Consider the following 12,462-nt stretch of genomic DNA (forward strand, 5'->3'; position numbering starts at 1 on the left):
GGCGTACGAAACGCTGGGGGGCAGGAGCCTTTCTTTTCAATACAGATGGCATGCCGTAAAGTGTCCGGGCTGGACTTCTTTGAAGGCCGGCATGCTTGCCGCGCATTCCGGCATGGCCTTCGGGCAGCGCGTACGGAACGGACAGCCGCTCGGCGGATTCAGCGGGCTTGGAATCTCGCCCTCGAGAATAATGCGTTCCCGGGTGCGTTCGACCTCCGGATCCGGGATCGGAATCGCCGAGAGCAGCGACTGGGTATACGGATGCAGCGGGTTCGCGTACAGCTCCTCGGAGGTCGTCACTTCAACGAGCTTGCCGAGGTACATGACGCCGATCCGGTCGGAGATGTGCTTGACCATCGCCAGGTCATGCGCGATGAACAGGTACGTCAGTCCGCGTTCTTTTTGCAGACGCTTGAACAGGTTCACGACCTGCGCCTGAACGGATACGTCGAGCGCCGAGATCGGCTCGTCCGCAATGATGAGCTGCGGGTCGATCGCCAGCGCCCGGGCAATACCGATCCGCTGACGCTGACCGCCGGAGAATTCGTGCGGGAAGCGGGTCGCGTGCTCTTCGTTCAGACCGACGGCATCGAGCAGCTCGGATACACGCTCCTTGCGCTTGCGGCCGTCACCAAGCCCGTGGATATCGAAACCCTCGGCGATGATGTTGCCGACGGTCATCCGCGGATTGAGCGACGCGTACGGATCCTGGAACACCATCTGCATCTGGCGCCGGAACTCATGAAGCCTGCGGCCCTTGAGTTTGTGCACATTCTCGCCTCCGAAGAGCACTTCGCCCCCCGTAGCTTCATACAGACGGATGATCGTACGGCCGGCCGTGGATTTACCGCAGCCCGATTCGCCGACGAGACCGAAGGTTTCGCCTTCGTTAATCGAGAAATTCAGGTTGTCGACGGCCTTCAGAATCTTGCCGCCGCCGAGATTAAAATGCTTTTGAAGTCCGTTGACCTCAAGCAATGGACGCTTGCTCATCGTATGCCACCTCCGGTTTCAACGGGGCGCTCCACTTTCGGCGCATCCGGATGCAGCAGCCAGCAGGCAGCCGCATGCGTTTCGGACAGCTGGGTCTGCGCCGGGTTTTCCTGGACGCACACATTCATCGCATACGGGCAGCGGGCCGCGAACGGGCAGCCCTTCGGCGGTGCGAACAGATCCGGCGGCGTGCCGGGAATCGGCACCAGATCGCTGTCCTTCGGCTGGTCCAGCCGCGGAACCGAACGGAGCAGGCCCCAGGTATATGGGTGCTTCGGATTGTAGAAGATCTCATCGACGGTGCCCTGCTCGGCCACCTGGCCGGCATACATGACGACCACGCGCTGCGCCATCTCCGCCACGACACCCAGGTCATGGGTGATCACGATGATGGAGGCTTCCGTTTCTTCGGAGAGCTTCTTCATCAGATCGATGATCTGTGCCTGAATCGTCACGTCGAGTGCCGTGGTAGGCTCGTCGGCAATGAGCAGCTTCGGGTTACAGGCCAGGGCGATCGCAATCATTACACGCTGCCGCATACCGCCGGAGAACTCGTGCGGATACTGGCGCATCCGGCCTTCCGGGTTGGAGATGCCGACCAGCTTCAGGATCTCGACCGCGCGGGCGTCCGCCGCCTTCTGGCTCATCCCCTGGTGCTTGATCAGCCCTTCCGTTATCTGCTTGCCTATGATCATCGTCGGATTCAGAGAGGTCATCGGATCTTGGAAGATCATGCCCATCTCCGAGCCGCGGATTTTTTCCATCTGTCTATCGCTGATCTTCGTAACTTCCGTCTTGCCGTCAAAGAGAATCGAGCCGCCTTTGATGACGCTCGGGGGTGTTGGGATCAGCCTCATGATCGTCTGGGCGGTTACGGATTTGCCGCAGCCGGACTCCCCTACGATCGCAAGCACTTCGCCCTTGTTCAGATGAAACGATACGCCGCGGACCGCCTGCACTTCCCCGGCATACGTGTTGAAGGACACCCTGAGGTCCTTGACCTCGAGAAGGGGTTGGGCTTTCGCTTTGGACATAGGTGGTGCTCCCTCCTTACTTCCGCATCTTCGGATCGAGCGCATCGCGGAGGCCGTCACCGAGCAGATTGAAGCTCATGAGAATGAGTGAGAATATGACAGTCGGAATCAGTACTTTATACGGATAAATCGTCATGCTCTTGACACCGTCGGACAGCAGCGAACCGAGCGATGCGAGCGGCGGCCTTACTCCGAGACCGATGAAGCTCAGGAAGGACTCGACGAAAATGGCGTTCGGCACGACAAAGGTAATCTGAACGATAATGATACCAAGGGCGTTCGGAATCAGGTGGCGCAGAATAATACGGGACGGCGATGCGCCGAGCGTACGTGCGGCCAGGACGAACTCCTGTTCCTTCAGTGTCAGAATCTGCCCGCGGACCAATCGCGCCATCGGCACCCAGCCGGTGATCGAGTAGGCCAAAATGATGGTCCAGATGCTCGGACCGATCGTCATGATCATGAGAATCGTAATGAGCAGGAACGGAATCGAGTATACGATCTCGATGACGCGCATCATGATATCATCGACGCGGCCGCCGAAGTACGCGGAGATCCCCCCGTACAGAATGCCGACCACGAAGTCGATCAGCGCGGCTACGATCCCGATGAACAGGGAGATTCTTGTGCCCCACCATACACGAACCCACAGGTCGCGGCCGAAGTCGTCGGTGCCGAACCAGTGTGCGGCCGTAGGCCATTGGTTGCGGATCGTATAGGTCTGTGTAGCATAGTCATAGCTTGAGAAGAACGGAGCCAGGATGGCCAGTATCATCAGCGTGCTCAAGGTGTAAAGCCCGAGCATCGCCAGCTTGTTCTTTTTGAGTCTCCGCCAAGCATCCTTCCAATAGCTCAAGGAAGGTCTTACGATCACTTCCTGCGACTGGTTCGACTTGGACAGAGGCTGAAATGCGTTATTCTCCATCGTCTGCATCCCTGTTACCCCTTTCCTTTAGCCAAACGAATTCGAGGATCAATAAAGCCGTATGCAATATCCGTCAGGAAGAGGACAACGACCAGAATGACGGAGTAGAAAATCGTAAGACCGCTGATCATCGTGTAATCGTTGGTGAGGATCGACTGCACGAAGTGCTTGCCAAGACCCGGCACCGAGAAGATCTGTTCCACGACAAGCGTACCGGTGATGACGCCGACGAAGACCGGCCCGATGATCGTGACGATCGGCAGCAGGGCGTTGCGGAAAATGTGCTTGAGCACAATGGACGAGCCGGAGAGGCCCTTGGCTTTGGCCGTCTTAATGTAGTCCTGGTTGACGACGTCCAGCATCGAGGTTCTCATGAGACGTGCCAGGATGGCCATCGTACCGAACGAAAGAGCGACAGCCGGCAGGATGCGGTGCTCAGGCGTAAACCACAGCCCCGGAGGCAGCCAGCCGAGCTTCACGCCGACGAAGTAGGAAAGAAGAGGCCCAAGCACAAAGGACGGGATCGACACCCCCGCCACAGCGGTAAACATGGCGGTATAGTCCCATTTGGTATTGTGCCGAAGGGCCGCGATGGTCCCGAGAGTAATCCCGCCGGCCAAAGCGAGCAGAATCGACCAGATGCCAAGCTCCATGGAAGGCCCCATGCCCTGCGCGATGACTTCGGTCACCTTGCGGGCAGGATATTGAAACGAAACGCCGAGATCTCCTTTAATGACATTGCCGAGATATAAGAAATACTGTTCGGATAATGGCTTATCAAGTCCATACTGTCTGGCAAGGATCGCCTTCTGCTCCTGCGTCAGCTTCTCCGAATTCTCGAACGGGTCGCCGGGCAGATTCTTCATGAGCACGAATGTCAGCGTGACAATCAGCCATATGGTGATCACTGCATAGAGAAGACGGCGCAGTGTGTAACGCAGCATAATCATTCCTCCTAACCTTCAGTTTCTGCAATCAGACAGAAGGAGCCGCCCTTCGCTTAGCGGAAGACGGCTCTTTCCTATAAGTTGGTGCTGCTTACTTAACGGATGCCCATTTCAGTTCGAATTCCACGCCGTAAGGAGGGAAGATCATGCCTTCGATCTTCGTGCTCTTCACCCAGCTCAGGGCACGGAAGTAGTTCGGAAGAACAGGCATTTCCTGCAGAAGAAGCTTCTCTGCATCCACCATATACTGCGAACGCTTTGCTTTGTCGAGCTCGTTCTGAGCTGCTGTGATCAGCTTGTCATACTCCGGGTTGGACCAGTCCACATCGTTGAACTCGCCGCCCGTAATCCACATGTCGAGGAACGTCATCGGATCGTTGTAATCCGCGCCCCAGCCCGACATCGAAGCCTGGTATTTGTGGTTGTTCTCGTTGTCGACGCGCAGCTTGTGCGGCAGCGGCTGAGCCGTTGCGTCCACACCCAGGTTCTGCTTCCACTGGGCTACTACGAACTCAACGGATTTAGGACCGGTGTTGTGGTCGTCCACCTGCAGCGTGAAGTTCGGCAGAGCCGTCAGACCGAGCTCAGCCAGACCTTCCTTCAGCAGCGTCTTCGCTTTCTCCGGATCGAACTTCGGCATGAGGTCGCCCGCCTGCTTGCGGAATTCGTTGCCGTTACCGTCGCTTGTGCCGTTTGGAACGAAGCCTGTCGCCGGAACCGGACCTTTACCCATAACCGTTTCAATGAACGCTTTGTTGTCGATCGCCATGCCGAGGGCTTGACGGATCTTCTTGTTGGCGAAAGCCGGCACGTTCTTCTCGTTCAGCTTGATGTACCAAGAGGACAGCTCAGGCTGGAGCACATACTCCGGCTTGCCTTCCCAGAGGCCGATGTTGTCCGCACTAATGACCTGAAGATCGGAAGCGCCGGTCTGGAACAGGTTCAGGCCTGTGTTCTCGTCCTTCACGATGTTCATCGTCACTTTTTCAAGCTTCACGTTGTCTTTATCCCAGTACTTATCGTTCTTGACGAGAACGAGCTGCTGCTCGTGGCCCCACTTCTCGAGCTTGAACGGACCTGCGCCGATCACGGACTCGGCATCCGCGCCGTTCTTGTCCCCGAACTTCTCGATGATATCTTTACGCTGCGGGAAGAACGTCAGGAACGACAGCTGCTCGGTGAAAAATGGAACTGGACGCTCCAGGGTAATTTCAAGCGTCTTGTCGTCAATCGCTTTAACGCCCATTTCTTTCTTCTTCGCTTCGACTTCTTCCGGAGTCTTCGCTTTTTGTACGTCTGCGCCGCCCTTAACCCACGCAACCATGAAGGAGTAGAGCGCCTTCGTCGCAGGGTCTACCGAACGCTGGAAGGAGTAGACGAAGTCCTGAGCCTTGACCGGTGTGCCGTCGGAATACGTAACGCCGTCTTTCAGTGTGATCGTGTACGTTTTGCCGTCCGCGGATACTTTAGGCATGTCCTTCGCAAGGGCAGGCTCCGCCTTGTTATCCTTGTTCATGCGGTACAGGCCTTCGCCTACGGCGTTCAGCACCGTAAATCCGGCGATCTGCGTTGTTTTGGATACGTCGAGAGCACCCGGCTCAGATCTGTAGTTCAGCGTAATTTCCTGCTTGGAAGCAGCACCCTGCTGAGTGTCGCCTGCGGTATTATTGTTTGTCTGTCCGCTGCAGCCCGCAGCTGCGCCCCCGATAACGGTCAATACAACCGTCGTAGCTAAAAATTTACGAACGTTCATACAGTCGCTCCTTTAATATCAAGATATATAAGATCAAGAACGAAAATCGTTCATGACTTCGAGGAAAAGAGGTTCACATGACGAAATATGTAATTTCCTAGAAAGTAATGTCGTGTGAACATTCATGACACAAGAGTGACACGAAGAGCATAGAATAGATAATAACGAATTCAAAGCGAGTTGTAAACCTGCAAAATGAAGTGAAAACGTTGCCAGATAGAAATTATACAACCATAGGTTAATAAAATCTACAAACATTTTTTTCCGAAAGGAAAAAATCTAGAAATATGGAAAAAGGAGCCTATTCATAGACTCCCCCAGTATAAGACAAAAGTATTCATTTGTCGATTTCCTAGTTTTCCTGTAGGTTATACAATCATATACTTGCCGATCCCGACCAGCAGGAGCAGCACATAACACGCTGACAAAAAGACAAAGCCTACCCGGCCGAGCGTGCGTGCGATCTTCACAAGATCCACTTTGCCCCGTTTGCGGTTCTGCATGTTGCCGAGCAGCCCCGCCGCCACCAGAAAGAGCAGCAGCACGGTCCAGCCGAGCATCCCGGATCCGAAGATGTTCCTGCTCATCACCGCCACGGAACCGATCAGGAACACGGATGTGATGTCCATGCTGTAGTGCGTTGCTTTGCGTTTGTCCCGCGTCAGCCCGTAGACCGCCCCCCAGGTCAAGAGGAATGCGGCAAAGGGAACCAGCGCAAGCAGCAGATAAAGCTGTTGAAGCCACTGCAGCAGTACCATCAATCTTCATCCCCCGATTCTATTGGCATTGTTCCGGGCTTCCTTCCGCCTGATGCCCCTTCTCCTCCAGCGCCCGGACCAGGGCATACACCGTCTCGTTGACCGGCAGCTCCATGCCGAGCGCCGCCGCTTCCCGCAGCAGCCCGCCGTTGATCGCACCGATCTCCGTACGCCGGCCCGAGAGCACGTCCTGCAGCATGGAGGAACGGTTCGCGGCCGTCGCCCGGCAGACGGACAGCACCTGCTCCCCTAGGTCCGCATCCAGTGGAATCCCAAGCCGCTGAGCCAGGGCCTCCCCCTCGCCGAGCAGCTGCCGCATCAGCTGCGGCACACCGGGAAGCCGGGGCAGTTCACCGTTAGGCACCTGCAGGATGGCCGTGAGCGGATTGATCACGGCGTTCATGAGCAACTTCTGCCAAACCCGTTGTTGGATGTTGTTCGACACCTCGGCCCGGAATCCTGCCGCGCCCAGAAGCGCCGCCAGTTTTTTTTGCCGGGAGAGCGGAATCCCCCCTTCGGATACAGCGGAGCCGATCCAGGTTGTCCCCTTGCCCGTGTGTACGGCTTCCGTATCCGTGCGTTTCAGCGCCCCCTCCGTCGTTACAGCCAGGAGAATCCGCTCCCGCGGGAACACCTCGGACAGCAGCTCCGCATGACCGATGCCGTTCTGCAGACACACCAGATAAGCCTTCTCCGGTATGGAGCGGCGGAGCGCGGCGGCGAACTCCCGCGTCAAGGCGGTCTGCTTCACGGTAAGCAGCACCCAATGCTCCTCCGCTTCTCCGGAGTCTGCGCCCCTGACCGGAGCGTCACTGCCGTCCAGCAGGCGTACAGCCGGCCGGACCTTCACCGGCGCTTCGTCTCCGCCCGCCGCTGCGGCCAGCGTAAGCCCTTCAGCCTTCAGGCGCGCTCCCTGCTCCGCTCTGCGTACGATGAGCTCGATCGGGGTCCCGGCCGAAGCCAGCCGCCCCCCGAACAGCATCCCCAGTGCTCCTGCTCCGACAACCGTCACCGTTTCTTTCATACTCTCCTGCCCCCTGCCCTTCCGCCTCGCTGTTCTGGTATGTCTCCATCATACCAAAACAAACCGCCGGCCGGCCATGGCGACCCCCCTGCGCGACATACAAAAGCCCCCGTTCCGTGTGCGCCTGGGCGCTTCGGCGGGGGCATGGCGGGTACTGCCGCTGTGCAGGAGTTATGTATCGCTTTCTCCGGAGGACGCGGGAGAGCCTACTCGATCCGCTCCAGGTTCCCGTTCTCATCCATCTTGAACTTGGCCTTGTTCTCTTCCTCTTCTTCCGTCAGGAACGCCAGCTTGCGGGCACGGTCCATGATCTGAATGAGTGCTTTGTAATCATCGTTCACCACCCTGTAATCCGTAGCGGTATCATTCACCTGGCGGCTCAGCTCTTCATTGAGGCTCCTGAGGCGGTCCAGCTCATCCTGCTTGTCGCCGAGCTCCTTCTCGAGCTGCCTGACATGGCGGGTCATCTCCTGGTAGCTGCCCTTCCACTGGCGCAGGAACCGGATGACCGCATCGACCGAGAGCTCTTCGACGATTCCCTCGCTGCGTACGCCGGCTTCAGGCAGCGCCGTGCTGATGCCCGAAGCCACCGAGGCAAAAGCGGGAGCCGCCTGTTTCTTATGCTGGTTGCGCTTTTGACGCTGGGCTTTGGCGATGCCGATCGCCGCCTCGTATTTTTTGCGGACAAACGAATTCCAGCGAAAACCGCAGGCGGCAGCGGTTCTGCCGATCTTCTCCCCGACTTCCTCGAAGGCGGCGAGCTGGGTGCTCCCCTCACGGATATGCCGGAGCGTCACCTCCGCCAGTATCAAATCATCTTCCTCGCTCCAAGCGTCTTGTCTAATGGCCGTCATCGAAGCCGTCCTCCTAACCCCGGGGGCTTGATCCCCCACATCTATGATCGGTGCTGCATGAATGTGTTGCGTTACTTTATCTCTATGCCCATGGTAGAGTTCATAGAATACTTTTCTAGTATTTTGTATTGCCATTTTTGCAGGACGCCATACATCATTGCCGCCGAAAAAGGAAACCGTAAGAAGGACCTCCTCCAAAATACTCAATTTCGTCACGGAATAACGTTTACACTGGAGGACGCTTTCGTTATAATGTTGGTTAGTACGCAAAGTTTGGTAATGTTGACTGAAGAGAGGGGGATGCAGGATGGATCGCATGTTTCGTGTTCTTGGCTTCTGGACACTTGTGATCGGGCTTGCGGCATTGGCCGGCGACTTTATCCCGATGGCATTGATCTTTTTTGCCCAAACGGCGATTTTCATGCTCTTAGGATACATGAAATTGTCCGAACGTGCCTACATATTGATTTTTTGGGGATACATGATCCTTTCGTTCACAGGGTTCACGTATTGGTCTTTCTTCAAAATGCACGTGTAGTACAAGCCCTCCGGCCTTCGGTTACGGAACAAAGAAACGGCTGTGCACTTCTCCCTCAGAGAAGGCGTAGCCGTTTCTTTGTGTTGGGAAACCATTGTTCCGGAGCTTTGCTCAAGCTGGGGCGGGGGCCCGGCCCTTACACCTCCGGAGTACGGCCCGAACGCGCTTCGCCTTTGATCTGGATCAGCACCTTGAACAGCTCGCCCATCCCGTCCGAGACCAGCAGCTGCCGGATGGCCCGGTTGCGCCGGGCCGCCGGGGAGAACGGGTCCCTCGCCTCATGGTCCTGAAGCTTCTCCAGCACGCGGCCGTACCGGACCAGAAATTCCTTCTGCGTCAGGAGCGCCTCCGCCTTCAGCCCGCCCCTGCGCCCTTCAGCGATCAAAGCGCTGAAGGCGGCGTGCGATGTGATATCCCGGCTGCCCGGAGCCACCAGCGGCGTATCGGAGGCCCGGTGGCTGTGGTAGCAGAGCAGCGTGCCGTTCATGCGATGCTCCGCATACAGCTCCTCCCGCTCGCAGCCGTAATCAATGGTCAGCAGGACACCGCCCTCCGCGAGGGAAGGGGAGATCCGCCGCAGCCACGCCAAGGCATCGAGCGGGATCTCGAAGCGCTGGCCTTCCCGGCGGGGCAGCCCTTCCCGCTCGATGAACGCGGCGAGCTCTCCGCTGCCGGGCACCGGCCGCTCCACCTCGGTCAGCCGGCCGGACGCTTCGTCCCACCCGACGGCAAGCTCATGCCATCCACCTCTGCGGAAAACCACACGATAGACGGGCATAGCATCCGGCAGCTCGTTCGAATACACCAGCGCATTCGGCCGCGGGCCTTCGCCCAGCCACTCCTCTTCGCTCAGGAAGCGGACCCGGTCCGCATGCCCTTCCCATGCCTCGGCCTGCAGCCTGCGATGATAAGGGCTGACTTCGACGCTGACAAAGGTCATCCGCCCATACGCCTCAGGACAGCTGTCACGGAGCCAGTCCAGCACCTGCCCGGCCAGCCGGCCGCTGCCCCCGCCCCATTCGGCCAGGGTCCATGCCCCTTCCCGCTCCTCCGCGAACCGGGCGGCATAGGCGCCGACCGCTTCGCCGAGCAGGGTTCCTACCGAGGAAGCGGTGTAGAAATCGCCCCCACGCCCTATCTTCTCTTCCTTTCTCATATAGTACCCGAAGCGTTCATGATACAGGCACAGCTGCATATAATCGCGAAAGGACAAAAGTCCGCCCTGATCCGCGAGCGCTTGGCGGATAACGCCCATAAGCGGCTCCTCGCCCGAGGAAGCGCTTTCTTTATTTTGACTCCAATTTGTCACCGCTTCTCCCCCTCTATATCCAGCTAATTCCAAGACAATCCGGCGATTGTTCTTTATAATTGAGTAGAGTCTGCCTGAATTCAGGCAGCTAATTCCCGTTACCATGAAGGAGTGGCACCACTTGAACAGACCTTACGCGCTGCTGCGCACCCTTGCTTTGGGCAGCGCCCTTCTGACCGCAGCCGGCTGCACGGATCATGAACTTCTGAAGCAGGAGCTCCAGCAGGCGGCCGCCAAGCAGGAACAGATCAAGACATACCGCTTCTCCGGCCAAGCGGAGCTCGCACTCGACGCCTCTTTGTTCGAAGGCATGCCTCCCATGACCGCAGCCCTGCTCTCCCTCTTCAAGGAAAGCCGGATCGAGTACAAAGGAGCCGCTTCCCTGGAAGCCCCCCTCCGCATGGAAGCGGATATCACCGTGAAGCCCAAAGGGGCGGATGCCATCGAGCTCCCTCTTCTACTCCAAGATAACAAATTATACATACACATACCAGCACTCAATCCTTCAGGCCAATACCTTCAGTTCCCGCTTCAGGAGTCGGAGAAGCTCAAGAATACCGGCCGCCTCTCCGCCCTCCTGACCAAGCGGCTGCTGGATGGGGTGAAACCCGAATGGATTGAGGAAGCCGAGGAAGCGGCGCCTGCGGAGGGCACGGCTGCCGTCAAGCGAAGAATCATTTCCATTACGAATCAGAACGAGAAGGAAGTGGAAGCCTATGCCGCTTCGGTGCTTCCCGCCCTATTGGAAGAAGTCGTGAAAAACGGACTCGGCTCCCCGGCCCAGGCACAAGAGTGGAAAACGTCGGCGGAGCATCTCCACTTCCAATCTCCCGGATCGCTCACGCTCGGGATCGGCAAGGACGGCTACCTGGAGCAGCAGGAAGGCAAGCTTTTCCTGTCGACGGACTCGCATCCGGACCGCCAGCACGGGATTACCTGGAGCTACAGCACGTCGGATATCAACCAGCCGGTGAACTTTACCCGGGAAATACCGACGCAGGTCATCCAGCCGGAAGACCTGCTGAAGGGACTTCCGGCTGTCCAGTAACCAGCCTTTGCGGCCGCCGCCCGGCGGCCGTATTTTGTTGTCATGAATTCCGGATCCATACGATAATCATATTCTAAGAGGATGGAGGGACGTGCGGTGAAGTGGCGAACTTGGATAAGCGCCGGGGCGCTTCTCGCCCTGCTGTGGACGGGCATCGGAGTGGAGGCGGTCCGGGCGGAGACGGCCCAGGCCGGGATGACGGCGGAGGACAAGCTGTTACTCGAGAAGGGGCTGCAGCTCTACGAGATCGATCAGGAGCTGGCCCGGATCACCGTACAGGAAGCCGGGCTGCAGGACAAATTAGCCGCGGCCGGCCGGGAGATTGAAGCTGCCCGGCTGGCCGCGGATGAGGCGAAGAAGCACGCCGCGCGGGTGATCCGCGCCTATGATATGGGAGAACGGGATTCCCTGTGGGGCCTGCTGTTCTCCGTGCGGTCGTTCGGGGATGCCTTGGCGGTGATGGAGTATCTTCAGATGATCCTGGCCAGCGACCGGGATGCCTTAAGCCGGCATTCGGCCGCATGGGCCGAGCTCAAGGCCAAGAAGACCGGGCTGGAGGAGGACGCGGCCCGTCTGGCTGATACCAAAAGCAGGTTTATTCTGCAGCGGGAGCGCATGGCCGCCCTGCAGCAGGAGATCGACGCCGGATTGGCACGCTCGTCCGAGGCATCCAAGGTGCAGGAAGAGATGCAGAAGCTGAGCGAATCGTGGCGCGAGGAAGGCGTCCCGCTCTTCCGCACCTATTTTCGCGCACTGGCCAAGGCACTCAAGGAGCTTCCGGATAGCGTGATGAATCCGGCCTCACATCCGGAAGGCGGCGAGCCGACCGGACAGCTCGCGCTGGACGGCCTGAACGCTTCCTTCCGCATCACGGACGAACAGCTGAACCGCTTCCTGCTCGCGAAGAACGACCTCTTCCGCCATATCCGGTTCCGCTTCGACGACGGCAGGATTACCGCATCCGGCACGCAGGACGGAACGGAGGTTCATCTTGAAGGCCGGTACGAGCTTGCCTACAAGGGGGATGATCCCGCGAAGCCCTATATCCGCTTCCGGACCGGGAAGCTCGAATACAACGGCTTCCAGCTGCCCGATACCACCATTGAGGCGTTCGAGAAGGAGTTTGACCTTGGCATTTATCCGCAGCTGATGTCTTCTCCCCTCCTGAAGCTTCAGGTCACCGGGGTGCGGCTGGAGAAGGGGGCCCTGCATATTCTGCTGAAGCTGGCACTGTGACCTGCGGGTTGCGGCGGCCGGCTTCTTTGCCGCATAATGAGAT

At 58.1% G+C, this 12,462-nt stretch carries 12 protein-coding genes; 3 read left to right on the top strand and 9 right to left on the bottom strand.

The features are described from left to right. Positions 1–36 precede the first annotated feature (36 nt). From ACP26L_RS26045 to ACP26L_RS26080, 8 genes are all read right to left on the bottom strand, one after another. On the bottom strand, positions 37–993 hold the full coding sequence (locus ACP26L_RS26045) for an ABC transporter ATP-binding protein (protein ID WP_426447726.1): 957 nt from the start codon (positions 991–993) through the stop codon (positions 37–39). Continuing rightward, positions 990–2,027, bottom strand: a complete 1,038-nt coding sequence (locus ACP26L_RS26050) for an ABC transporter ATP-binding protein (RefSeq protein ID WP_426447728.1) — start codon at positions 2,025–2,027, stop codon at positions 990–992. The genes ACP26L_RS26045 and ACP26L_RS26050 overlap by 4 nt, the downstream gene beginning before the upstream one ends. 16 nt (positions 2,028–2,043) lie before the next feature. Further along, a complete protein-coding gene (locus tag ACP26L_RS26055) occupies positions 2,044–2,961 on the bottom strand; it encodes an ABC transporter permease (RefSeq protein ID WP_426447730.1) in 918 nt (305 codons plus the stop codon). Between the two features lie 5 nt (positions 2,962–2,966). Beyond that, entirely contained in the window at positions 2,967–3,896 is a 930-nt protein-coding gene (locus tag ACP26L_RS26060) for an ABC transporter permease (RefSeq protein ID WP_426447732.1), read from the bottom strand. Between the two features lie 94 nt (positions 3,897–3,990). Continuing rightward, positions 3,991–5,652, bottom strand: a complete 1,662-nt coding sequence (locus tag ACP26L_RS26065) for a peptide ABC transporter substrate-binding protein (protein ID WP_426447734.1) — start codon at positions 5,650–5,652, stop codon at positions 3,991–3,993. A 368-nt stretch (positions 5,653–6,020) separates the two neighbouring features. Next, positions 6,021–6,410 carry a DUF3397 domain-containing protein gene (locus ACP26L_RS26070; RefSeq protein WP_426447736.1) on the bottom strand — a complete coding sequence of 130 codons (390 nt, stop codon included), beginning with the start codon at positions 6,408–6,410 and terminating at the stop codon, positions 6,021–6,023. A gap of 19 nt (positions 6,411–6,429) precedes the next feature. Further along, positions 6,430–7,434 (bottom strand): ketopantoate reductase family protein, encoded by a 1,005-nt coding sequence (locus ACP26L_RS26075; RefSeq protein WP_426447737.1) that lies wholly within the window; start codon positions 7,432–7,434, stop codon positions 6,430–6,432. A gap of 206 nt (positions 7,435–7,640) precedes the next feature. Continuing rightward, on the bottom strand, positions 7,641–8,288 hold the full coding sequence (locus ACP26L_RS26080; RefSeq protein WP_426447739.1) for an RsfA family transcriptional regulator: 648 nt from the start codon (positions 8,286–8,288) through the stop codon (positions 7,641–7,643). Positions 8,289–8,595: 307 nt separating this feature from the next. On the opposite strand from ACP26L_RS26080, the gene ACP26L_RS26085 reads away from it, so the two are divergent. Then, positions 8,596–8,826, top strand: coding sequence for a DUF2626 domain-containing protein (locus tag ACP26L_RS26085; protein ID WP_014371645.1), 231 nt, complete (start codon positions 8,596–8,598; stop codon positions 8,824–8,826). A 136-nt stretch (positions 8,827–8,962) separates the two neighbouring features. Here the strand turns inward: ACP26L_RS26085 and ACP26L_RS26090 are convergent, their stop codons facing one another. After that, positions 8,963–10,135, bottom strand: coding sequence for a class I SAM-dependent methyltransferase (locus ACP26L_RS26090; protein ID WP_426447741.1), 1,173 nt, complete (start codon positions 10,133–10,135; stop codon positions 8,963–8,965). Positions 10,136–10,256: 121 nt separating this feature from the next. Here ACP26L_RS26090 and ACP26L_RS26095 point away from each other — a divergent pair, with 121 nt between their 5' ends. Further along, on the top strand, positions 10,257–11,183 hold the full coding sequence (locus ACP26L_RS26095) for a hypothetical protein (RefSeq protein ID WP_426447743.1): 927 nt from the start codon (positions 10,257–10,259) through the stop codon (positions 11,181–11,183). Positions 11,184–11,279: 96 nt separating this feature from the next. After that, on the top strand, positions 11,280–12,419 hold the full coding sequence (locus ACP26L_RS26100; RefSeq protein WP_426447745.1) for a coiled-coil domain-containing protein: 1,140 nt from the start codon (positions 11,280–11,282) through the stop codon (positions 12,417–12,419). Positions 12,420–12,462 lie beyond the last annotated feature (43 nt).

The organism is Paenibacillus sp. S-38, from assembly GCF_049942825.1.
Lineage (GTDB): Bacteria > Bacillota > Bacilli > Paenibacillales > NBRC-103111 > Paenibacillus_G.